Below are 499 nucleotides of genomic sequence, written 5' to 3' on the forward strand. Positions count from 1 at the left end.
AGAAGGTAAAGCACAGGTGCCCATTGGCTTGGTTAGCCAGCCCAATGCTCCGGGCATGCTCATGGCTACTTTTAGTGGTAAAGTCTATGAGCCGGGTGGAGATTTCAGTATCGATCAGTTTTCTGTTCCATACTATCCCTACACGCACTTTGTAGGAATAAAAAAGCCGGAAGGTGACTATAGAGGCAGGTTGGTTACTCAGAGAGACCACACGCTGGAAATAGTTTCAGTAGATGCGGATGGTCGGCCCGTAGACCGTTCGGAGCTCATTTTTGAGGTCTTTCGCTTACAATGGCGCTGGTGGTGGGATCGCTCGGGCGATAATCTGGCTTACTATGTAAGTCGCAACGAAGATAATCCATACAAGCGCCAATTGGTAAGTACCAAAAATGGTAAGGCTCAGGTTCATTTAAATATACCGAACGATGAGTGGGGCAGATACTACATTAGAGTGAGAGACCCGAAATCGGGTCACTCGGCCGGTTCGGTCACTTACTTC

At 48.3% G+C, this 499-nt stretch carries 1 protein-coding gene; it reads left to right on the forward strand.

The features are described 5' to 3' along the window. Window positions 1-499 (forward strand): hypothetical protein (locus B3763_RS11205; protein WP_286746533.1); only part of this gene is annotated, 499 nt, incomplete at both ends.

Origin of the sequence: Roseivirga sp. UBA1976 (genome assembly GCF_002336325.1) — a bacterium.
Lineage (GTDB): Bacteria > Bacteroidota > Bacteroidia > Cytophagales > Cyclobacteriaceae > Roseivirga > Roseivirga thermotolerans.